At 69.7% G+C, this 20,039-nt stretch carries 20 protein-coding genes and 1 pseudogene; 10 read left to right on the forward strand and 11 right to left on the reverse strand.

What is annotated here, in order from left to right:
- Positions 1 to 107 precede the first annotated feature (107 nt).
- Positions 108 to 347: a hypothetical protein gene (locus ACFVS6_RS34590; RefSeq protein ID WP_389710294.1), complete on the reverse strand. Its 240-nt coding sequence runs from the start codon at positions 345 to 347 to the stop codon at positions 108 to 110.
- 446 nt (positions 348 to 793) lie between these two features.
- Between ACFVS6_RS34590 and ACFVS6_RS34595 the strand changes: the two genes are divergently transcribed.
- Positions 794 to 1,228 carry a PH domain-containing protein gene (locus tag ACFVS6_RS34595; protein WP_389710296.1) on the forward strand — a complete coding sequence of 145 codons (435 nt, stop codon included), beginning with the start codon at positions 794 to 796 and terminating at the stop codon, positions 1,226 to 1,228.
- 154 nt (positions 1,229 to 1,382) lie between these two features.
- Here the strand turns inward: ACFVS6_RS34595 and ACFVS6_RS34600 are convergent, their stop codons facing one another.
- The 5 genes from ACFVS6_RS34600 to ACFVS6_RS34620 all read right to left on the reverse strand — a co-directional run bounded on the left by ACFVS6_RS34600 (position 1,383) and on the right by ACFVS6_RS34620 (position 5,165).
- Positions 1,383 to 1,850: a hypothetical protein gene (locus tag ACFVS6_RS34600; protein ID WP_389710298.1), complete on the reverse strand. Its 468-nt coding sequence runs from the start codon at positions 1,848 to 1,850 to the stop codon at positions 1,383 to 1,385.
- Positions 1,847 to 2,356: an RNA polymerase sigma factor gene (locus ACFVS6_RS34605; RefSeq protein WP_389710300.1), complete on the reverse strand. Its 510-nt coding sequence runs from the start codon at positions 2,354 to 2,356 to the stop codon at positions 1,847 to 1,849. Before ACFVS6_RS34605 ends, ACFVS6_RS34600 begins: the two co-directional genes overlap by 4 nt.
- The gene (locus tag ACFVS6_RS34610) at positions 2,353 to 2,865 is read right to left on the reverse strand and encodes a DUF3995 domain-containing protein (RefSeq protein ID WP_389710302.1); all 513 of its coding nucleotides are present in this window, start codon (positions 2,863 to 2,865) and stop codon (positions 2,353 to 2,355) included. Before ACFVS6_RS34610 ends, ACFVS6_RS34605 begins: the two co-directional genes overlap by 4 nt.
- 278 nt (positions 2,866 to 3,143) lie before the next feature.
- Positions 3,144 to 4,349, reverse strand: coding sequence for an NAD(P)/FAD-dependent oxidoreductase (locus ACFVS6_RS34615; protein ID WP_389710304.1), 1,206 nt, complete (start codon positions 4,347 to 4,349; stop codon positions 3,144 to 3,146).
- Between the two features lie 87 nt (positions 4,350 to 4,436).
- The gene (locus ACFVS6_RS34620; protein WP_389710306.1) at positions 4,437 to 5,165 is read right to left on the reverse strand and encodes a hemerythrin domain-containing protein; all 729 of its coding nucleotides are present in this window, start codon (positions 5,163 to 5,165) and stop codon (positions 4,437 to 4,439) included.
- A gap of 93 nt (positions 5,166 to 5,258) precedes the next feature.
- On the opposite strand from ACFVS6_RS34620, the gene ACFVS6_RS34625 reads away from it, so the two are divergent.
- The 4 genes from ACFVS6_RS34625 to ACFVS6_RS34640 all read left to right on the forward strand — a co-directional run bounded on the left by ACFVS6_RS34625 (position 5,259) and on the right by ACFVS6_RS34640 (position 10,189).
- Positions 5,259 to 6,146, forward strand: coding sequence for a LysR family transcriptional regulator (locus ACFVS6_RS34625; protein WP_389710308.1), 888 nt, complete (start codon positions 5,259 to 5,261; stop codon positions 6,144 to 6,146).
- Between the two features lie 1,315 nt (positions 6,147 to 7,461).
- Complete coding sequence (locus tag ACFVS6_RS34630; RefSeq protein WP_389710310.1) at positions 7,462 to 7,596, forward strand: hypothetical protein; 135 nt, start codon at positions 7,462 to 7,464, stop codon at positions 7,594 to 7,596.
- Positions 7,577 to 8,992 carry a DHA2 family efflux MFS transporter permease subunit gene (locus tag ACFVS6_RS34635; RefSeq protein ID WP_389710312.1) on the forward strand — a complete coding sequence of 472 codons (1,416 nt, stop codon included), beginning with the start codon at positions 7,577 to 7,579 and terminating at the stop codon, positions 8,990 to 8,992. The genes ACFVS6_RS34630 and ACFVS6_RS34635 overlap by 20 nt, the downstream gene beginning before the upstream one ends.
- 543 nt (positions 8,993 to 9,535) lie before the next feature.
- Positions 9,536 to 10,189 (forward strand): hypothetical protein, encoded by a 654-nt coding sequence (locus tag ACFVS6_RS34640; protein ID WP_389710314.1) that lies wholly within the window; start codon positions 9,536 to 9,538, stop codon positions 10,187 to 10,189.
- Between the two features lie 247 nt (positions 10,190 to 10,436).
- On the opposite strand, the gene ACFVS6_RS34645 is transcribed toward ACFVS6_RS34640, so the two are convergent.
- From ACFVS6_RS34645 to ACFVS6_RS34660, 4 genes are all read right to left on the reverse strand, one after another.
- Positions 10,437 to 11,135 carry a HEAT repeat domain-containing protein gene (locus ACFVS6_RS34645; RefSeq protein ID WP_389710316.1) on the reverse strand — a complete coding sequence of 233 codons (699 nt, stop codon included), beginning with the start codon at positions 11,133 to 11,135 and terminating at the stop codon, positions 10,437 to 10,439.
- A 347-nt stretch (positions 11,136 to 11,482) separates the two neighbouring features.
- Entirely contained in the window at positions 11,483 to 12,577 is a 1,095-nt protein-coding gene (locus tag ACFVS6_RS34650) for a serine hydrolase domain-containing protein (protein WP_389710318.1), read from the reverse strand.
- A 464-nt stretch (positions 12,578 to 13,041) separates the two neighbouring features.
- A complete protein-coding gene (locus ACFVS6_RS34655; protein ID WP_389710320.1) occupies positions 13,042 to 13,308 on the reverse strand; it encodes an SDR family oxidoreductase in 267 nt (88 codons plus the stop codon).
- A gap of 393 nt (positions 13,309 to 13,701) precedes the next feature.
- Positions 13,702 to 14,292, reverse strand: a complete 591-nt coding sequence (locus ACFVS6_RS34660) for a TetR/AcrR family transcriptional regulator (RefSeq protein WP_389710322.1) — start codon at positions 14,290 to 14,292, stop codon at positions 13,702 to 13,704.
- A gap of 62 nt (positions 14,293 to 14,354) precedes the next feature.
- Between ACFVS6_RS34660 and ACFVS6_RS34665 the strand changes: the two genes are divergently transcribed.
- The 4 genes from ACFVS6_RS34665 to ACFVS6_RS34680 all read left to right on the forward strand — a co-directional run bounded on the left by ACFVS6_RS34665 (position 14,355) and on the right by ACFVS6_RS34680 (position 18,478).
- A complete protein-coding gene (locus tag ACFVS6_RS34665) occupies positions 14,355 to 15,212 on the forward strand; it encodes an alpha/beta fold hydrolase (RefSeq protein ID WP_389710324.1) in 858 nt (285 codons plus the stop codon).
- Positions 15,213 to 15,751: 539 nt separating this feature from the next.
- Positions 15,752 to 16,294, forward strand: coding sequence for a PH domain-containing protein (locus tag ACFVS6_RS34670; RefSeq protein ID WP_389710326.1), 543 nt, complete (start codon positions 15,752 to 15,754; stop codon positions 16,292 to 16,294).
- A complete protein-coding gene (locus ACFVS6_RS34675; protein ID WP_389710328.1) occupies positions 16,291 to 17,973 on the forward strand; it encodes a PH domain-containing protein in 1,683 nt (560 codons plus the stop codon). The genes ACFVS6_RS34670 and ACFVS6_RS34675 overlap by 4 nt, the downstream gene beginning before the upstream one ends.
- Positions 17,974 to 18,058: 85 nt before the next feature.
- Positions 18,059 to 18,478 carry a hypothetical protein gene (locus tag ACFVS6_RS34680; protein WP_389710330.1) on the forward strand — a complete coding sequence of 140 codons (420 nt, stop codon included), beginning with the start codon at positions 18,059 to 18,061 and terminating at the stop codon, positions 18,476 to 18,478.
- A 211-nt stretch (positions 18,479 to 18,689) separates the two neighbouring features.
- Here ACFVS6_RS34680 and ACFVS6_RS34685 read toward each other — a convergent pair whose 3' ends face one another.
- Complete coding sequence (locus ACFVS6_RS34685) at positions 18,690 to 19,319, reverse strand: non-ribosomal peptide synthetase (protein WP_389710331.1); 630 nt, start codon at positions 19,317 to 19,319, stop codon at positions 18,690 to 18,692.
- A gap of 33 nt (positions 19,320 to 19,352) precedes the next feature.
- Between ACFVS6_RS34685 and ACFVS6_RS34690 the strand changes: the two are divergent.
- A pseudogene (locus ACFVS6_RS34690) lies at positions 19,353 to 19,724 on the forward strand (FAD-dependent oxidoreductase); the annotation flags it as partial.
- Positions 19,725 to 20,039: the final 315 nt, after the last annotated feature.

Genomic DNA, 20,039 nt, shown 5'->3' on the forward strand with positions numbered 1-20,039 from the left:
CGGCGTCTCGTCGGAGTCGACAGCGGCGATTCATCCCACCCGAACGTCACCTACCGCCCGCTCCCGAGGAGCGCGAGCGCGTAGAGGACGAAGGTGACCAGGTGGGATTAGATCAGGGCGATCAAGGCGCCGCCCCCGCCCACGACCCAACCGCTGGTCCGTGTGTTCCGGTGGGACGAGAGTCGCCAGGAGGCGGCCACCAGGGCCAGGGGAATCAGGTACGGCAAGGCCAGCCACGCGACACTGCGGATGAACGGGGAGGACCGGTACCCCCATGCTCCGCCCGCTACGGCCGTCGCGGTGAACAGGGCCGGAGCCGCCCACCACAGCGAGTGCTGGGAGCGCACGGGCGGAGCTACCAGGTGGAAGTCGTTCTCATGCCCCCCATTGCACGCCCGCGCTGTGGTCTCGGCATGGGCGTACGTACTCAGTTCGACTGGTTCGCGTACCCAGCTCCCGCAGGAGTCGCTCTTGGGCGAGGCGGCGTTCGCTCGGGCCGATCAACCAGTCTGGTCTGGCCTTACCCCCACCCCACTTCCCACCGCGGGCGAAGGGCTGCGGCTGCGGTTATGGGGCGGGTCAAGATCCATCTCGGCGTTTCAGGGGGAGCCGTGCACGAAGTATCACTGCCACGCAGTTTTCGGCCACCACCCGCAAGACGGTGACCGTCGCGTGCCTCGCCGGCCTGGGGATCGCCCCTGTCCTTTTGAGGACGTGGGTTGAGCCCCTTCCGCTCTGGCTGCAGACAACGACCACCATCGTCTGCGCGGCGGTTTACGTCCTTGCTCTCTGCGTGGCGCCGCGAACCTTCACGAACGTCGACGCCGATGGCATCTTCCTGCGCGCGGGCGTGCGCACGCGTCGCCTCGACTGGGCCAACATCTACGACATCCGTATCGTCGCGCCGCCCTTGCCCCCGGTGGGGGAGCGTGCCACGGCTAGGGTCGTATACGCCTACCGTTCGGACGGCCGGCGCGTGCTCCTGCCGAACTTGGACTCCACCGAACTCGGTGACGAGCGACTTTCACGTGAGGCGGCGGCCTTGCGAGCCTTGTTGGAGGAGCGGCGCGCGCCCGGCTGGGTGCCGGACCCGCGTGTGGAAGCAGACACAGCCCAGCACGAGGCCGGGTACGCGAAGCGGTATCGGGCCCTCACCGGCCGGACCTCCCTCATGCTGCTCGTCCTTGTCATCCTCGCCGTCATCATCACCGGCACGACCATCTTCTGACGGCCTACGAACGACACGACTGGGTACGGCCCCGGCCCGGCCTCATCATGGATGCCGAGCACGATGGCCTCGGTCGCGGGCGGACGGGCGGACGGGCGGTCGGGGACGCAGGTTGTGGCGGTTCCGGGCTCCTGCCGGGCCTGCGGGTGGTGGATCATTTCCTGTCTCCTGGATGGTCCAGAAGGGTCTCCAGCTTGCTCGCCGCCTTTTCCAGTTCGTGGCGGGTTCCGAACGGGATGATCGCGGCGCGGCCGGGGACTCGTACGCCGCCGGTCAGGGCGATCCGGGTGCCGCCGCCGGGTTCCGGGGCGGCTGCCATTCCTATGATGAGGAATCGGCTTTGGAGCCAGCACCAGCCCGGGCGGCTGAAGCCCCGCAGGCGGGCTCGGAAGCCGTGGCGGCTGCGAGCGAGTGCTTCCACCCGGTCCCCGTGTACCCGGACCACCCGCACGTGGCGCATGTCCGGTTGGAAGGCTCCGAATCCGCCTTGCAGGTCGCCCATCACCGACCACACGGTTTCCACGGGGGCAGGCAGTACCCGTTCCACCACATGGGCGCCGGGTACGCCCGCCGCCATGACGCGCAGCCGACGCACGGAATCACCGGGGTATTGGTACGTCATGAGGACCACGCCTTCCGGAAGCTGGAACGAGCCCGGCTGAGCCGGGACTTGGCGGTGCCGGGCGCGATGGCGAGGAGCGCCGCCGCGGACTCCTCGTCCAAGCCCTCCACATCCCTCAGGACCAGTACCGCCCGGTGCTCCGGGGAAAGCCGGGTCAGGACGTCGGCGATGTCGACGGCCAACTGCGGATCCCCCCGCTGAGGTACCTCGGGCAGGTCCGCGGGCTGCGTCCGGGCCGCCCGACGGGCGGTGCGGACGGCCTCGCGCACCGCGATGGTCCGAACCCACCCGTACAGAGCCTGGGGGTCCTTGAGGGAGCGCAGGGAAGTGAAGACGGCCACCAGGGCCTCCTGCGTTGCGTCCGGTCCGTCGGCCAAGGCGATCGGCTCGCAGATCCGGGCCACGTACGGAGTGAGGTGATCGAGGAGTTCGTGCAGGGCGAGGGTGTCCCCGAGGCGGGCCCTGCGGGCCAACATCACGCCCCGTTGCATGCGTTCGGTGCTCATGGGCAGGCCTTCTCCGGGTGGGGCCCCCTCAGGAGGCGCAGGGCCGTCCAGGCGAAGCCCAGGCATAGCGGGGTGTACAGGAGCAGGTTCAGTCGATGGAAGGCCGGTCCGGCGGCTTCGATGCCGACCTCCAGACCGAGGGCCCAGCCGATCCCCGCCAGGGCGCGTATGCCCAGAACCGCGAGGACCGCGGCGGTGACCAACGCCGCCTGCCTCCCGCCCCGCCCGTACGCGCGCAGTCCCACCGCCACCGAGGCGGTGAACAGGACCGCGGCCAGAGGCAGGACGATCGGTGCGCTGAACGGCACCTCCCTCCCCAGGACCGCCAAGGACAGGGTCCGGCTGTCACCGGCGGGCCAGGTCGCGCCGGTGGCCCAGTACAGATGGGCCAGACCGTCGGCGCCGAGGAGGCCGGCGAGAGCCTGCCCGGCGCGACGGGTGACGACGGCCTGTCGCACACGACGAACGATGTGGGCCCGTTCGGCACGCGGGGTGGTGATATCGACCATGAGGTGCTCCTGGGTGTGGCGACTTCGGAAAGAACCGACACATCGAGGAGGAGGCCGACGGGCCAAACGTTCCATGCGAGTTGAGCGATTTTCGAACCAGCCCTGGCCTCACCCTCTCGCGGACGTCCGGCCCACATCCACGGTGACCTCGGACCCCGGCTGTGCGGCTGCCCTTTTCGGCCGCGGGCAGTTCGCACCCCCGGCCACGGCACCCCCGGCCACGGCGCCGGTGACCTGGACTCAGCAAAGCGACTGCGTCCCCGCAAACAGCTGTACCGCTAGAGCACCCGCTCGGGGGCGGTCAGAGTATCGACCCCTCTCTCCTGGACCAGTTGGCGGCGGGTGCCGCCACGCGTCTTGAGGTGCAGCTTGTAGGAGCCGGGCTCGCCCGCCTCGTCGGCGAGGTGCTTGACGACGACCTTGCAGACGAGCTCCTTGAGCTTTGCGCCGGGGCGACCGGCGATGTTGAACCACACCGCGTCGTCGAACCGGTCGGCGAACTGGAAGATCCCCGCACGCCGGCCCAGGCTGATGCACTGGGCGCCGAAGACCTGGTTGAACGTGGCGGGCTGTTCGCCCCCGATCCGGCTGAGCACCGTGTCGGCGGCCCGGGCGCCCATCGGCATGGCGGCTTGGCAGCTCATTCGCGGTGACAGGGCCGACGGCGTCGCCGAATCGCCGGCCGCGACGATGCGGTCGTCGTCCACGCTGGTCAGGGTTTCGTCCGTCAGCAGTCGTCCCAGCGCATCGGTGCTCAGGCCGCTGCGCGCTGCCAGGTCCGGCACGCCGAAGCCGACGGTCCAGAGGGTTACCTCGCTCGGCAGCGTGAGTCCGCCGCTGAGCTGTACGGCGCCTTCGCTCACGGCCGTCACCTTCGTGTCCGGGCCTTCGAGCACGTTGACTCCGAGGCGGGCGAGCCGCCGGGTGACCGAGCGCCGTCCCCGGGCGTGCAGGTATGGGCCGAGCACCCCGCCGCACACCAGGGTCACCGAACGCCCCGCCTCCGCCAGCTCGGCGGCGGTCTCGATGCCCGTCGGACCGGCGCCCACGACCGTCACCGCGGATCCCGCGGGCGCGGCGTCGAGCACCGGGCGGAGTCTCTGCGCATCCTCAAGGGTGGCGATCGGGTAGGCGTACTCGTCGGCTCCGGGCACGGTGGGGGCGGCGCTGCAGCTGCCGACCGCGTAGATCAGGTAGTCGTAGTCGAGGCTCTCGCCCGACGCCAACTCCACTCTGCGCGCGGCTGCGTCGACCCGGGTCACGGTGTCGACCAGCAAGGAGGCGCGCTCCGTGAGGACTTCTCCGTACTCGACGACCGCGCTGTCGGTTTCGGCCAGCAGCTGGTGCAGGCGGATGCGGTGGACGAACGAGGGGCGCGGGTTGACCAGTGTCACCGTCACGTCGTCGCGCCCGGTGAGACGGTTGGCCGCCATCACCCCCGCGTATCCGCCACCGATGACCATCACGTGCGTGTTGCTGTTCATGATCTCAGTTCCATTTCGATGAGTGCGGCGAAAGGAGAGCCGCATGAGTGAGAGCGAAGGTGCCTGTCTGCCGGGTCGAGGCCGATGTCAAGAGCACGCGCGGTCGGTTCCCCAGCGATCCGATGACAGGTAGGCGGGCAGCCACTCGTCGGTGAAAGCAGAGCGTGTGGCGGCGGGGAGACACGCGAGCAGTTCCGTCCGTGTGGGTTCGTCGGCTCCGGCCAGCAGCCAGGGCAGCAAATCCCTCGCGTGACGGGCGATGTACCGGGCATGAACGTGGCCGAACCGGCGCCACTGTTCGGCCGTCAATGATCCCTGGATCAGAGGCAGGGCAGCTGCCTCCTCGTGGTCGAGGTGCCCGGCAAGGCCTGTGACCAGTGTGTCCACCAAGTCACCCAACCGCAGTGGGTCTGGTTGTGGATCGGCCAGGGCAGCGTCTATCGCCTCGATGACCGACCGGATGATGGCGTGTTCGGCTTCCAGCACCTCCAAGAGAGCCAGTTCCTTCGGCCGGTCGGCGAGGCTTCGGCGCAGCGTGGGCCACAGCACGTCGTCCTCGGCCTTGTGATGGGCGTGGAGAGCCTGTTTGAGCAGCCTCCATCCGGTGGCACGGACCAGCACGCGCCCTGCGTCATGGTCGACGGCAGTGGTGACCCGGTCGAGATGGGCCAGTTCTCGGCGCAGTGCCCCGTGCGCCACCCACATCACGGTCAGGTCGATCGCTTTGCCCGCAGTCGGCTCCGAGAGGTGCCGGCACGGCACGGCGTCGCAGTTCTGGTGGCGTGGGGCTTCTCGGTTCCGGCGCTCGGATCGCATGGCTCAACCCTCTGGCGAGTCCCGAGGATGATCAATGTAAACTTCCGCCCTGTTCGATAACCGCAGGGTTATCGTCGGAGAACCGGGGGGCCGGTGGAGCTGCGGGACATCGAGATTTTCCTGGTGCTGGCGGAAGAGCTCCATTTCGGCCGGACAGCGGAGCGCCTGCGCGTTTCCCAGGCACGTGTCAGCCAGGCGATCAAGAAGCAGGAGCGGCGCATCGGTGCCGAACTGTTCACTCGCACCAGCCGCACCGTGACCCTGACCGAGATCGGCCGGCAGTTTCGTGACGATCTGCGACCGGTCTACTCGGGGCTGAACGATTCCCTGGAGCGGGCCCGGCTGGCCGCACGCGGCATCACCGCGCAACTCCGCGTCGGCATGCTGCCCTTCAACGTCTTCGACCTGCACTCCTACTGGAAGGCATTCCGAACGCGGCACCCCGAGTGGGAACTCCAGATCCGTCCCGCACCCTTCGTCGATGCGTTCGGCCGGCTTCGTGCCGGGGACATGGACGTCATCGTCGTGTGGCTGCCCGTGGACGAACCGGACTTCACCGTGGGCCCGGTCCTGTGCACAGACTCGCGGATCCTGGCCGTGACAGCCGGTCACGAGCTTGCAGAACGGGACCACGTACGACTGGAGACGTTCGCCGACTTCCCGCACGCCACAGCGCCCGGCATGGTCGACTACTGGGAGGACAGCTACCTGCCCTTCCACACCCCACAAGGTCGGACCATCCAACGAATCAAGCCTGTGACCACCGCCGACGAGCTGATCAACCTGGTCAGCATGGGCGAGATCATCCACGGCTTCCCGAGCCACGTCACCAAGTACTGGGGGATGGCCAACCTCCGGTGGCTTCCCATCCCTGACCTGCAGGTCATGTCCTTCGCCCTGGTATGGCAGACCGAAGCCGAGAACGACCTCATCCGCGCCCTGGCTGACACGGTTCGTGACCTCGGCACATTCCGTTTCTGACACTGCTTGGGGACGTGGCAGGTTTCCCGATGGCAGGGCGGCCGCACATCGGCTGCTGACCGAGCTGGGCCCTGACTGGGATCCCCGTCTCGCTGTTCAGGCAGTGGAAGAGCTCGCGGACGGCCGTATCCTCGCCACGCTCGGCGGAGTGCAGTTGGAGTGCTGGCTTCCGTCGGGGGAACGGGCATGGGCCGTCACGGGCGAAGAAGGGGGCCGAGAGATCGCCGTGACCCGGGACGAGGACTCAGCCTGGGTCTCCCTGGTCCCAGAAAGACACAGCCAGCACCCACCGTCGGTGGTCCGGTTTTCGCTGGCGAACGGTGCACAAGTGGACCAGGTCGCACCGTCCGGCTTTGTATCGCTGTCGCGTGCGGCGGACGGCGATCCGGCCCTCGCCCCCGCCGGGTACTGGGTCCAGGGTGTACCCGTCAACGGCGGGACCGCCCTGCGAGTCCGGAACGCCGGCCGCACCTGGTTCCTGTCCTACGTGAAGCAGGAGAGCACTCGGCGTACGCACCGCGGAGTCCCCTGGGTGGCCACGGTCGAGCTGAAGTCCGGACGAGGGGGCCGACCGCTCCGCAACCGCGCTGACCGCCGACGCAAGCACAGTCTTCACCGCCTACGACGACGGCGAGATCGTCGCCCTCAGCCTCGACGACGGCACCGTGCTCCGGCGACACCACCTCACCCTCGAAGACCTGTCCGTAATCCCCACGGCACTCACCGTCACCCCATCCGGCCGGCTCCTCATCGGAACCCGCGACGGCCGAATCCTCGTCTGCTCCGCCACCACTTGACGGCCCCTGAGCATCCAATTGGCGGGTGAGCGCGTGAGTTGGCGAGGGGAGCGTGCTGTGTCGACAGTTCGGGCGCGCTGGGCCCGATACCCCCGCTCCGGGTGGACCACGCACGGTGCCGGGACGTGCCGGCGGGCCGCGGCCGGATCCGTTGGCGGCGCCGGGAACATGGTCTGTACGGGCCTGCAAGCCGGATCGACCCACGGGGACAAAGCCGGCAGCGCCGTGTCGTGGAGGGGTTCGCCGGTCGGCGGGGTGCACCGGACGAGGGGCCGTCGTAGGGGTCTGCGCGGCTCCGGAGCGGAGGGCTTGCCCCGTGGGCCGCATGCTTCACGGCCTGGCTGAAGTGCGGTAGCAGCCGGCGACGGCACCGCACCTGGTGCGGACCGGTGCGCACCTTTGGTGTCGTCCGGCGCATCAGCTGACCGGACGACGCCGTACCGCAGGGCCGGAAGCAATGATTCGCAGAGGTTCCGGCCGAGGTGTCCGGTCGCGTCGAGCTCCCAGGGAGTCCCCCAATGCTGATCGAAGTGTGTGTGAACGCCATCGCCCGTGAAGGGCTTCCGTTCCCCGCTTCGATTCCCCGCGGCATCATGCGCGGCCCGGGCGGGCACCCGAAGGACACGACCGAGAATGCGACGTCTGCTCCGTAACCCCTCTTCTTCCGGCTCGTGTGCGAGCCCCCAGGCTGCGCTGCACGCACTGTGCGTGAGCTTCTTCATGATCTGCCTGGACGCCACCGTGGTGAACGTGGCGCTGCCCGACATCCGCACGTCCCTCGGGGCCTCGCTCAACGAGGCTGCCTGGGTCAACAGCGTCTACGCCCTCTGCTACGCGGTTCCGCTGATCCTCGCGGGCCGGCTCGGCGACCGGTACGGGCCCAAGCGGCTCTTCCTGACCGGCCTGGCCGGATTCACCTTGGCCTCACTGGCCTGCGCGCTGGCCCCGAACGCTCCGGTGCTGATCGCCATCCGGGCCGTTCAGGGCATGGCCGCGGCGCTGATCGCGCCACCGGTCCTGTCGCTCATCGTGCACCTGTTCCCCGCCGAGCGGCGGGGTCGGGCGCTGGGGGTGTTCGGCGCGGTCGGCGGCGCGGCGATGGCCGCGGGACCGGTGGTGGGCGGGCTGCTCGTCGTCTGGACCGGCTGGCGGGGCATCTTCCTGATCAACCTACCCGTCGGTATCGCGGGGTGGATCGCCGCCCACCGTCTGCTGCCCGACTGGCGGCCGGCCAAGGACCACCGGCTCGACCTGTGGGGCATCGTGCTCAGCGGCCTGGGGCTGACGGCGCTGGTCTTCGGTGTCCAGAGCGGCGAGGCCTACAACTGGGGCACCGTCGCCGGACCCGTCACGATCCCGTCGGTGCTGGCCTTCGGCGCCGTGTGCCTGACGGTGTTCGTATGGTGGCAGCACCGCAACACGCGCGAGCCGCTCATACCACTGGGGCTCTTCCGCAACCACTCCTTCTCGGCGGCCGCCACGGCCGGCGGGGCCATGGGAGCAGCCATGCTCGGCATGTTCCTACCCCTGATGATCTACCTGCAGAGCAACCTCGGATACAGCCCGCTCCTCGCGGGCGCCGCGACCGTCCCGATGTTCGCCCTCTCCTCGCTGAGCGCCCGCCTCGCCGGAAAACGGTCCGACACCACCAGCCCACGCCTCCTCGCTGCCCTCGGCTTCCTGTTCATGACTGCCGGCATCGGCTCCCTCACCCTGCTCCTGCACCCTGGCGTCGGCCTGTGGACACTGACGCCCCCGCTGCTCGTCGCAGGCGTCGGGATCGGGCTGGTCTCCGCGCCGCTCGCCGGCATGGCCACCCGAGGCCTGGACCCCTCCCTGATCGGCGCCGCGTCAGGAGTGTTCAACTCCACCCGGCAACTCGGCGCGGCCTTCGGCAGCGCGGCCGCCGGCGCACTCCTCCAGGCCCACCTCGGAAACACCCCGACCAGCACCACTCAAGCGGCCCTCGCCTTCCCCGTCGCAATGCTCCTGATCGGACTCGCGTGCTGCGCCGTCGTCCGTCCGGCTCCTGCCGTGCAAAGGGCTTGAGAAGTGCCGTGGCGGGTCATCACCGAGTTCGGAGTCCAGGCGGACAGCAGGAGAGGCCGCGAGAGATCCTCGTCCTGACGCTCCACAGTCCGCAGGAACGGCCAGAGCAGTTCCCACTCGGCCCCGGCACCCCCACGCGTGCACACCGAGGACTGGCCGAAGTTCTCCAACCCGCCTGGCGGAACCAGCCACGCCTTGGGCTCGTGCAACACCACCGCGCGTGGGTCCGGCGGCAATCCCTGGGGCATCGCACCCCCGGTCCCCGTTGTCCCGGCCGGCGACGGTCCGGTGGAACGACCCACCGAGGTCCGGCACTGCGACCGACCGGGACTGCCTTCGATTCGACAGCGACCCCGGAAGTCCGGGAGGTCCGGGCTCCCGGCGGCCGTGTCGAAAGAGCGTGGGGGCGGGCTCTTGAGTGATGTCGGGTTGAGAGGGCGGTACCCATACCGCCCTCGCGGAGATCCAGTCGATGCTGTTCCCGACACCGGCGCCAGGGTCTCCCTCGCGCAGGGCGCAGGCTCGTTGCGTAGGGTCGCGAGGATGAACACCGAACTCGCCGACCTTACGGATCGAACGGCCGTCGCCTGGCGGCAGTTGAGCGAATGGCTGCGCGCGCACGCTCCGACCTCGTACGCCTCGATTCTGCCCGCGGCCTCCCCGGAGGAGATAGAGGAAGCGCAGGAGCGGCTCAGGCGCTGCTGCGGCTTCGGCCTTCCCTCCGAGCTGGTTGCTCTTTGGGGATTGGCCGCCGGGGTGCAGCAGGTCGACATCGACGAGCACGACGAGGAGGGGGAGGTGGCTACCGGCCGGTTCCTGCCGCACGGAGTGCTGCTCACCCCCGCTCAGTCGATCCGGCCGAGGCTGACCGGTCTCGACCCTCGGGGCAAGGACTATTGGGAAGGCGCGCAGTGGGCGGCTGCTGTCGGCAACTACAGCGACGCGGCCGACGCGGGCCTGTACCTGTCGACGGGCGGCCTCGGCAGGTGGCGGAGCTACGAGGGGTTGTTCACGGAGGAGCCGCTGTATCCGTCGATCGCCGCCTACCTGGAGTCCGTCAACCGGGCGCTCACCGAAGGGCTGTCCGGTTGGAGGGGCACCCACGTCCCCGGCATCGTGTACGGGTGCCTGATCTGGGAGGACCCGCTGCACCCACGCCTGGACGAGGCCCGCCCCGACTGGCGGCCGGTGCACTGACTCGCCCCGCTGCTCGCACAGGGTCTCGAACCCTGCCGGAAGGCGCTCACGGGTGTCCTCCTCTCGGGCGCCGACACGTGCAGGACCGGGGTCGGCGCCCTCCGGCAGCCGCCGGTCGGGGCCGGGTCCGGAGAGTGAGAGCCCCGTCCGCCACGAAGCCGAACATCTCGGAGATCCACACGGTGTCGCCCGGCCCCGCGAAACAGGAGAGCGCGCGAGTTCACAGCCCACCTTGCAGGCAGGGGGCTCAACGGCCGTGGCGGTGGCGGGATACGTCGTGGAGCAGCCAGTGGTAGGGGGAGTCCTCATCGGTGGGGTCAAGGGTGCGAAGGATGTGTTCGCCTCGCGGGTCGTCGCGCAGTGCGAGCCGTCCTGCCGCGTGAACCCGTACGCCTTCGTCCGGGTCGGTGAGGCATGAGGCGAGTGAGTCCGAGACCTTCCGGGCATGTGCCGGCGCGGTGCCGAGGATCAGGCAGGCATACCGGCGGACTTCTGGGTCTTCGTCCCTGGTGCACTTCATGGCGGCGTCCAGTGCCGCGGGATCCCCTGACTCGATCCGACTGTAAAACCCGCTGAGAGCCCTGACCCGGGCCTTTCCGTCGACGTGGCGCATGAGTTCGGGAAGCGGCACCTGGGCTCGCGGATCCATGGAGTCGGCAAGTCCGGCCGTGAGCGACCAGATCACGCGAGGATCCGTTTCGCTTGTGACCCAGGGCAGGAACAGGTCGAGGAGCGGTCCTTCGAGCGGTGCCTCGTCGCTCTCGTCGAAGAGCACGATGATGCGGAGAACCTCCGCGGCGAAGTACCGCTCCAGCGGATCGGGGCGATCACGAAGGGCGGCGGCCGCGTCCCACACGGCGGCGCCGCCACGCTCCCGAAGTGCGTCGGTCGTCGCCCACCACACCTCGTGATCGATGTCCGGCTCGGCCAGCGCGCGGGACAGCAACTCGTCGAAGGGTGGGACGATGCCATACCTCGGCTCCAGGCGGGCAGTTCTGCGGTGAGCTGGAACAGGGCGGTCGAGCGGTGCTCGGCGAGGCGGATTCCGAGCTTGCGGAGCGGTTCGCCCAACGCCCAGGTGCTGATCGGGGGGCCGGGCCGGCCGCCGGGGAACAGCCAGGGGGAAGTCGTCCGGGCGAGGACGGCATGACTGCGCTGGACGGCGACCTGCTGCGGGGCCGGCTTTCCCAGGGGTGCGGGCAGGGCGACCGGGACGTCGCCGAGGCGGATGCGGACGGTGCCGTGGCCCTCGTCGATGTGGCCGATGGCCCGTCGGGAGATCGCTGCGGATCACTACATCACACACCCCTGGTTGGTGAGGGCTGCCTTGACCACTTCCTCGACACGGGTGCGTTGCTGTTGGGCGGTGGCCAGCGGGTTGGGTCGCAGGGCGTAGACCGTCCGGCGGTGGTCGTCGCTGCTTGCGAAGACGCCGCTCGTCCAGCCGCCGCTGGAGCCGGTCTTGCCCCAGATCTTCGTTCCGTTCAGCTCGATTCCCATCAGCCCGCCGGCACTGAAGCAGGCCGTGCCGGCGGGGCAGCTGGTGTTCTCGGGGGCGCCGGGGACCGCGGGAACCTCGAAGAGGTGCCGCTGCTGGGCCGGAGGGAGGAGCCGTCCTCCCAGCAGGGCCTTCAGCAACGCGTCGAGGTCGCCAGGGGTGGACGTCAGCCCGCCCTCCGACCAGGCCCAAGCGACGGCCGGGTCCGCGGAGAGCCCGGTGCTGCGCAGGGCCAGCGGGCGGAGGATCCGCCGGTCGAGCTCATGGACGTAGGGGCGGCCGGTGACCTTCTCCACGAGCAGCCCGGCGACGAAGCTGTTCAGCCCGTTGTACTGCTGGACGGTTCCCGGGGCCGGGACGCGGCCGGGACGGCCCGCCGCGTCCGCCGCGAAGGAGGCCTCCACCACTCCACGGGGGTCGAGCGGCACCCGGACCGGCCGGGGCAGGTCACTGGTGTGGTCCAGGAGCTGGCGTACCGTCACGCCGGCGTAGTCCGCCGGGAGCAGCTCGGGCAGGTGGCGACGGACAGGCTCGTCGATGCCGATCCGGTGCTCGGCGACCAGCTGGAGCACCACGGCATTGGTGAAGACCTTGGTCACGCTGCCCACCGGAAAGCGTCCGTCCGCCTCCACCTCTCCGGCCGTCCCGGTGTACGGGTCGCGCATGCCCCGGCCGGCCACCCGCACCACGGCCGAGTCCGTCACCCCGTCCGGCAGGGTGGCCAGCAATGCCCGGACCGCGGTCGCGTCGTGGGTGTCGCGGAAGTTGTGGGAGGCGGTCACGCCGGGCACGGCCGAGGCCGTGGGGGCGGCGGCCAGACCGGTGGCGAGTGCGGCCAGCGCCACGCAACTGACGGTGAGACGGCGGGCGGCGCGGGGACTCTTGGTCATCGGTGGCTCCTGAGAACGGGGCGGGCGCTCGGATCAGTACCCGACGCTGGACCAACCTTCGCCGCGCACCGCCTGTCGATCATGGGTGATCACCCTGAACCACCCCTGAACTCACCCCGATCGGGGTGAGGGCCCGAGGGGCGGGGTCGAGGGCCCCGGCATGATCCGGAAGACACTGCCTGGTCGTCGAAGTCCGCTCGGCTCTTGTACGGCGCCTATGTCCCCCTCCCCGGGCACGCCCCGGCGGTATTGGGGGGCGGGGTGGTGAATCCTTCGCCGCCCAGCGCCTTCGTCCGCTTTCACCGCAGAGGTGTGGCAGTCCCCGATCTTGGCCCAGCGCCCCGGCCCGACACCGAAATCGGGCCGGGGCGTGCCGGGGCGCTGGGCCTCGTGCGAGGCACACGCGCGGGCGGTTGTGTGCTCCGTGGTTTCTAGGATTCCGGATGTGCCCCGCCGACGGTGGTTCAGGCCCTGGTGTAGCCGCCGTTGGCGAAGAGTTCGGCGCCGGTGATGAATGATGAGGGGTCGGAGGCCAGGAAGAGGGCGGCCTCGGCGATTTCCTGGGGGTCGGCCAGTCGCCCCAGGTGCACGACGGCATCGGCGAACCGGTCGAGTTCCGGCCCCGCGGCTCCCACCAGGCCCGGGGTCCGCGTGGGTCCCGTACTGATCACGTTGACCCGGAATCGGCGCTCCCGCGACTGCCGGGCCCAGTTGTGCACGAGGTTGCTCACCGCGGCCTCGAAGCGCCGTATACCTCAAGGTGCTCATTGGGTCGCACGCTGTTGCTTGAGCCGATGACGAGGATGGAGGCGTTCACCGTCCAGCAGCGGAAGCGCCTTCCGGGCGGTGAACGTGGGCCCGTGACTTCCCCACCATGTAGGCCTCGCCCGGCAACTGACCGGTTCGCCGGGCCCGTTGATCCGGCGAGCCCTCGACGCCGTGGTGGTGCGCCCCGACCTGGCGGCGAAGGTCGGCGCCGACCACTCCGTCGACCACGCGGAGCGTTCCGCCACCTGGTGCGGTTCACGCGGCTGAACCTGATCATGCACCCGAGAGCCCCAGCCCCGGCTGCGCCAGTCCTGAGTTCAGTCCTCAGATTGACGGCTGTCCCGTGTTGTTCGAGATCATTCCCCGCCGGTCTCGGTTATGGCTGTGCGCATCAGGTTGGCCATTGATCGGCCGGCCACCCGCAGTGGTTCCGGATCTCGGGCGGCCCGGCTGAGCATGAAGGCACCCTCCAGCATCATGACCATCGACTGGGCGAGGGACTGCGCCGTTCTCGGGTCGGGAACCCAACGGCCGAACCATTGCGCCGCCGTGTCGATCCATTCCGCGAAGACCTCCGCCGTGGCGATGCGCAGCACCTCGTTGCTGCTCGCGACCTCCAGTGCCACCGTCCCGATCGGGCACGCGTCGGCGTAGTCGGCCGCGGCGAGGTCGTCCGCAGCCGCCTCGAACGCGTGCACTAGGGAGTCCATCGGATCCGGCACGCTGTCCAGCAGGGCCAGGACCATGCGCCCGTACTCGGTTCCGGATACGCGGATCATGTCCTCGGCCAGTTGCTGCTTGCCGCCGGGGAAGAAGTGGTAGATCGAGCCGAACGGCGCGTCTGCCTCCGCCGCGATCCGCTTCAGGCCGGTGGCCGCGTAGCCGTGTCGACGGAACAGCACCGCGGCTGCCCCCTGGATTCGGGCTCGCGTGTTCGACTCTCCCATTGCCTTCCACCTCTTTCCCCGCCAAGATTACAGTAGAACGATCTATCAAGTGAGGGGTTGGGATGCCGAGGATCGAGTTGTCGTCCGGACCGATCGACTACCAGGACACCGGTGGTGAAGGACCCGTGCTCGTCCTCGCCCACGGTCTACCGATGAACGAGACCCAGTGGCGCAAGGTGGTCCCGTTACTGGACGGATACCGCTGCGTCCTGCCCACGCTGCCCCTGGGCGGTCATCGTCAGCCGATGAACCCGGACGCCGACCTCTCCCAGCGCGGTGTCGCCCTGCTACTGGGCGAGTTCATCGAGCGACTCGGTCTGGACCGGGTGACCCTCGTCCTCAACGACTGGGGCGGTGGTCAGTTCCTGGTGTCGGAAGGACGGGACCAGCGCATCGCCCGCCTTGTGCTGGTGGCCTGCGAGGCCTTCGACAACTTTCCCCCGGGGCCGGCCAAGGCCATGGCGCAGGTGTGCAGGATTCCCGGCGGCGTCTGGCTCCTGACGCGGCTCATGCGCGTTCCCGCCTTCCGCCACAACCGGGGTGGATACGGCGGGATGAGCCTGCGCGGGGTCCCCGACGAGATCATGGACGACTGGTTCGCCCCGGCCACCCGCAGCAGCGCCATCCGCAGGGACTTCGCCAAGTTCGCCACCGGGGCTCCCGAACGCAAGACCCTGCTCGCCTGGAGCGATCGACTCCGTGACTTCGACCGCCCGGTTCTGGTCGTGTGGGCGACCGAGGACCGGTTGATGCCGCGTGAGCACGGCCCCCGGCTCGCCGAGTTGTACCCGCAGGGCCGCCTCATCGAGATCACCGACTCCTCCACCCTCATTCCCGAGGACCAGCCCGAACAGCTTGCTCAAGCACTCACCGACTTCCTGGGCCAAACCGGCGCGGAACCCGTCCGACGCACCCCCTGAACAGGGCGGCGGCACGCGGACCCGACGTGCACCACCGCCTGCCATCAAGGTCGAAACCGCAAGCCCACCGCATGCCGTTCGGCACCGGACTCACCGGACCCACCGGACCCACCGGACCCACCGGCACGGCGGCCGGTCTCGCCGCGAGCCGCGGCCGGGATCGCCCGGCTCGACAGGCCCGGGCGGCGAAAGCGCGTTCAGCCTGCGCCGGCGCCGGAATCTGCTACCGGGGATCCGGCGGGCCGCTCCCCGCTCGTGCTCAGCGTTGCGCGAAGTCGGGCACGCCCGGTGCCGTGCGGATCCCGTGCGGCCCGATAGCGCCCGGGAGCCGTGGCCCGCGTGCCGCTGCGGTCGGCTTTTCGGCCGGAACCCAGCTCGATTCGAACCGGCTGCGCCTTCCTGGACGGGAACGCTCCACCGGTGACGGATAGGCTGCCGACGCTTCGATGCATCCAACTGCGCGCCGTGCGCGGCCGTATGACCGAGTCCCGCCGTCCCGAACCCCGTCGACCGACCACCTGACTTCTTCGGAGCTGAAGATGGCCGAACCCTCCACCGACGAGCAGTCCTCGTCGCCCGGCGGACCCACCGACGACCAGCTCGCGCTGAGACCACCGAGCCGTCGCGTGGAGCGTCGTGCCATCGGCTGGTGGGCGGCGCAGGCCGTGGCCGTGGTGCTTCCGCCGGTCTTCGTGCTGGTGCTCCTCGCCGTGCTGATCACACCGGCCCGTCCCTGGCTGCTGCTGTCCGCCACGGCGGTCGGGGCACCGGGCCTGCTGGTGGTCCTGACGATGCCCTACTGGCGCTACCGGGTGCACCGTTGGGAACACACCGACGACGCGGTGTTCACACGCGCGGGGTGGGTGAGGCAGGAGTGGCGGATCGCTCCGCTGTCACGTGTCCAGACCGTCGACACCGTACGCGGCCCGCTCCAGCAGATGTTCAGGCTGGCGACGGTCACCATCACCACCGCCTCGGCGGCCGGCCCCGTCAAGATCGACGGCCTGGACCAGGCGTTCGCCCGCGACCTGGCCGAAGAGCTGTCCAGGGTCACTCAAGCCACGCCGGGCGACGCGACATGAGCGCCGACGGGATCGACGCGGCCAGGCTGCCCGCGGACACGGCCGAGGCGGAGACGGCCGAGGAGGACACCGCCAAGGTGGAGACGGCCGAGGTGGAGAGGGCCGAGGTCGACCGGGCCGAGGGCGACGTCGCCTGGCGGCGCCTCCACCCGCGTGTCATCGCCGCGGTCGGCATCTGGTGTCTGCTGGTGATCCTGGCAGCATCCGTGGTCATGTGGTGGCGCGACGCCCCCTGGTGGCTGCACGTCTCCGTACCCGCACCCGTGCTGGGGGTGCTCGGCTACGAGGTGCTGCGCTGGATCAAGACGTCCTACCGGCTGACGCCGGAGCGCATCGAGCTGAGGACGGGCGTGATGGTGCGCAGCCACCGCTCGATCCCTCGACAGAGGGTACGCAGCGTCGACGTGACGGCGGAGCCGATGCACCGCATCCTGGGGATAGCAGCCGTCAAGGTCGGTACGGGCCACCGGATCAGTACCTCGACGAGCGCGGTCCTCACCTTGGACGCGCTGACGGCCGAGGAATCCGACGCGCTGCGCGAGGAACTGCTGCGTCGCCCCGGCCACCCGATGGCGGCCGGGGCGCCGCAGCCGGAGACGATGGCCGCCATCGACTGGAGCTGGCTGCGCTACGCGCCGCTGTCGGTTTCGGTACCCCTGCTCGGACTCTCCTTCGTGGGCGCCGTGTACGAGGGCCTGGATGTCCTCGGGGCCGACCCCGACACCGTCGTGATCCCCAAGCTGATCACGTGGCTGAGCGCGTTGGAGGACCTGTGGCCCGTCGTGCTGCTCACAGTGGTCGCGGTGGCGCTGGCCGGAATCGTGGGCTCGCTCGGCATGTTCGTGGAGATGTGGTGGGGCTTCCGGCTGATCCGGGAGCCCCACGGCACGCTGCGGACCGTCCGGGGCCTGATCGTCACACGGTCGGTGACGCTGGAGGAGGCCCGACTGCGCGGCGTCGAGATCGCGGAGCCGCTGTCGCTGCGCTGGGGCGGCGGTGCGCTCACGTACGCGATCGCCACCGGCTCGGGAACGGCCGAGGAGGAGATCAGCGTAAGCAACAGCAGCGCGCTCCTGCCTCCGGCCCCGATGGAGGAGGCGCACCGGGTGGCGGCAGCGGTACTGCGCGAGGAGCGGGATCCGACCGCGGCGGTCCGCCTGGTGCCACACACACGGCACGCGCTGCACCGCCGGCTGCGCCTGGCGTTCCTCGTGGGCATCGTGCCGGGCGGAATACTGGTGATGCTCGGTGTCCTGCTGGCGCCGGTGCTGGTTCACGTCGGTTGGGTGACGGCGCTGGTGGTGTGCGCGGGGGGCTGTTGCTTCGCCGTGGACGCGTACCGCAGCCTCGGGCACGGCCTCACGGGACGCCACCTGGTGACCCGGCACGGTTCGCTCAAGCGCCGCACCATTGCGCTGCGCCGTGACGGAGTGATCGGCTGGCGGATCAGCCAGTGGGCGTGGCACCGGCGGTCGGGACTGTGCCGGGTCACGGCGACGACGGCCGGCGGACGTGGCGCCTACCACGTGAAGGACGTGCTGCTGCCCGAAGGACTGCGCTTCGCCGACGAGGCGGTGCCCGGTTTGCTGTCACAGTTCATGGTCGCGCGCGGGGCGGCACCGCAGGACGGCGCGGGTCGGCAGCGGACGGCGGACCGGGGTGAGACACCAGGAAGGTGACAGGGCGCCGCCGAAGGCAGGGGCCTCAAGGTGCGTGTCGCCCCGCCTCGGCGCCCGACTCGATGTAGATGGCCAAGGGAAAGCGATGCGCGGGCTGCTGCTCGAACACCTGGACTTCACCATCGGAACCATTACCCTCGACGGCCACCCTCAGCGGATGGGGAACCTGATCCGCACCGCCATGCGGGCCTGGCTCGCCGAGCGAAAGGCTCGCTGGCCACGCACCCTCAACCGCCACGTGCTGGTCTCCCAGCAGACCGCCGGCACCACCCACCCGGTCAGCAACTACTTCCTCAAGCGGCAGCTCACCCTCCACGGGGTCGGCCTGGCCCGCATCCGCAGTGACCGAGTGCTGGGCGAGGCCCTCGCCACCGGTGCGGATCCCCTCCACTTGACCGTGCTCTTCGACCTCTCCCCGGCCACCGCCGTCAAGTACGCCGAGCTCGCCCGCCGACTCCTCCACGATCCCTTCGGCCAGCAACCGGACCCAGGGCCCCAGCCCTGATTCCAAGCCAGCAACTGTCGTCTGCCACGGGAATGTCAGGCGTTCTGCCACGTGACGTGGAAGTGCCCCGTAGGCCGGCTGTCTGGCTCGGGGTGCGCCGCCTGGTCCTGCGCGTCGACGTCGTCATCGGTGGTGCCGCCTCAATCCGGGCCCACTGCACATCACTTAACCCTTACACCATCCAACGATCAGATGATCCGATGGAAGTGGCCTAGTGCATCAACTCGATGTGGGGGTGTTCCGGTGCGGCCGGGCAGACATAGAGCTGCTGGGCGTAGCCACTGCCGATCTGGACCGCACTGGGCATCACGGGGTCGAAGCCGGCAGGCGGTTGGTCTTCCGGTTCCCTGTGTGCGAACCAGGGGCATTCCTCCCCATTCCTTTCGAATGAGGCGATGGTCAGCAGAGCGTCCATCTCGGTGCCGCATTCGGGGCAGGGGCGCGGCCGCGGGTCGGTGGCACCCCAGCGGGGCCAGCCGCCGACCTTCCAGCCGGGTGCGCCGGACAACGCGTCGTCGTAGAGCCCTTCCGGGGACGACTCGTACTCCCCGCCTTCCTCGGCGATCTCCCACGGGCTCCAGCTCTCGATCTGTGCCCGGAGTTCCTCGCTCAGCTCCAGGTGGTCCGGGTACTCGGTGACTTGCTCCGGGCGGAGCAGACACGGTTCCGGCACGTAGCCGTCGAACTGCGTCGCGGGTGGGCCGGGCGGCGTGTCGAGGATGTCGGTGACGGCGGCAGCCGATCGCCAGAACAGCTTGGTCCTGGGCATCATCGGATGGTCGAAGGGACACCACAGGACCTGGAGCAGGTCCGCTCCTTCAGGCGTGGGCAGATCGGGCACGTCCCGTGCGTACAGTTGCGCGACCGGCAGCATGGCTGGGCACCGGAACTCACCGCGCTGATCACCGACGGCGACACGGCGCCGGTCCTGCGCCCCCAGTACGCTCTGCCGACCGGGCATCGGTGGGACCGGGTGCCGGGAGTCACCCTGCTCGGCGACGCCGCCCACCTCACGCCCCCGAACGGCGAAGGTGCCAACCTGGCCATGTACGACGGCGCCGAACTCGGCAAGGCCCTCGCCGCGCACCCCGACGATGTCGAGGCCGCGCTCACCGAGTACGAGCAGGCCATGTTCCCCCGCAGCGCCGAGGTCGCCACTTTTGAAGGTGGAGAGGTTCCGGGGATCGACTCCGAGCACAACACGGCCCAAGGCCTGATCAACATGATCACGGAGAAGAGCCGATGAGCCACTCAGGCCCCGATCCGATGCTCTCCGTCCAGCGCTCGCTCAAGCCCAGGTGGCGGTGGGTCCCGAACCATCGATGTCGATCACGGGCCGAGCGATGAACCGTTTCCCGAAGCCGTTGACAAACGACTCTCGTCCCGGTTCTGGCACAGGTCTTGGGGAGCCATCGCCGAGCGTTGCCTTGCTGTTCGATTGCGAGGAGGCCGGCTCGTGTCGGACGTCGTACGCCTTGTCGTCCGACGGTCGGAAGTGACGCTCCCTCACGTCCGGCGGTCGGACATGACGCTCCCTCAGGTGTTTGCAGGTCGCTGCCGG

This window comes from Streptomyces sp. NPDC057939 (assembly GCF_042887545.1).
GTDB lineage: Bacteria > Actinomycetota > Actinomycetes > Streptomycetales > Streptomycetaceae > Streptomyces.

What these genes read in the sequence shown, in the direction of transcription:
- ACFVS6_RS34600 (WP_389710298.1), bottom strand. Translation starts at nt 1,850, where the DNA reads ATGACGTACCAATACCCCGGTGATTCCGTGCGTCGGCTGCGCGTCATG.
- ACFVS6_RS34605 (WP_389710300.1), bottom strand. Translation starts at nt 2,356, where the DNA reads ATGAGCACCGAACGCATGCAACGGGGCGTGATGTTGGCCCGCAGGGCC.
- ACFVS6_RS34610 (WP_389710302.1), bottom strand. Translation starts at nt 2,865, where the DNA reads ATGGTCGATATCACCACCCCGCGTGCCGAACGGGCCCACATCGTTCGT.
- ACFVS6_RS34615 (WP_389710304.1), bottom strand. Translation starts at nt 4,349, where the DNA reads ATGAACAGCAACACGCACGTGATGGTCATCGGTGGCGGATACGCGGGG.
- ACFVS6_RS34620 (WP_389710306.1), bottom strand. Translation starts at nt 5,165, where the DNA reads ATGCGATCCGAGCGCCGGAACCGAGAAGCCCCACGCCACCAGAACTGC.
- ACFVS6_RS34630 (WP_389710310.1), top strand. Translation starts at nt 7,462, where the DNA reads ATGCTGATCGAAGTGTGTGTGAACGCCATCGCCCGTGAAGGGCTTCCG.
- ACFVS6_RS34635 (WP_389710312.1), top strand. Translation starts at nt 7,577, where the DNA reads ATGCGACGTCTGCTCCGTAACCCCTCTTCTTCCGGCTCGTGTGCGAGC.
- ACFVS6_RS34640 (WP_389710314.1), top strand. Translation starts at nt 9,536, where the DNA reads ATGAACACCGAACTCGCCGACCTTACGGATCGAACGGCCGTCGCCTGG.
- ACFVS6_RS34650 (WP_389710318.1), bottom strand. Translation starts at nt 12,577, where the DNA reads ATGACCAAGAGTCCCCGCGCCGCCCGCCGTCTCACCGTCAGTTGCGTG.
- ACFVS6_RS34660 (WP_389710322.1), bottom strand. Translation starts at nt 14,292, where the DNA reads ATGGGAGAGTCGAACACGCGAGCCCGAATCCAGGGGGCAGCCGCGGTG.
- ACFVS6_RS34665 (WP_389710324.1), top strand. Translation starts at nt 14,355, where the DNA reads ATGCCGAGGATCGAGTTGTCGTCCGGACCGATCGACTACCAGGACACC.
- ACFVS6_RS34670 (WP_389710326.1), top strand. Translation starts at nt 15,752, where the DNA reads ATGGCCGAACCCTCCACCGACGAGCAGTCCTCGTCGCCCGGCGGACCC.
- ACFVS6_RS34675 (WP_389710328.1), top strand. Translation starts at nt 16,291, where the DNA reads ATGAGCGCCGACGGGATCGACGCGGCCAGGCTGCCCGCGGACACGGCC.
- ACFVS6_RS34680 (WP_389710330.1), top strand. Translation starts at nt 18,059, where the DNA reads ATGCGCGGGCTGCTGCTCGAACACCTGGACTTCACCATCGGAACCATT.